Raw genomic sequence first — 266 nt, 5'->3', positions numbered from 1 at the left:
AAGATGCAGGGTTCAGAACAATGGTCTGTCGCCCTTTTCGCCCCCAAACAAAAGGCAGCGTAGAAGCTCTCGCTAGAACAATGGACCGGTTACGGGTTTACAATCATGAATTTTATGATTCGACAGACCTCATTCGAATCGTTGACGAACTTTGTGATGAATTAAATTCGGAAGTGTCTCAAGCAACGGACGAGATTCCTGATATACTTTGGAAAATTAATGAAAAAGAGCACCTCCATAAGCTAAAAGATGACTTGTTAAATCCT

Annotated in this window: 1 pseudogene; it reads left to right on the top strand. The window is 41.4% G+C overall.

Features of this window, described 5'->3' with window-relative positions:
- A pseudogene (locus tag ACYQ2O_RS13230) lies at positions 1 to 266 on the top strand (IS21 family transposase); the annotation flags it as partial.

The sequence above is a fragment of the Alkalibacterium sp. m-11 genome (assembly GCF_054658155.1).
Note: the sequence above shows the minus strand (reverse complement) of the source record. Positions and strands in the feature narration are given on the sequence as shown.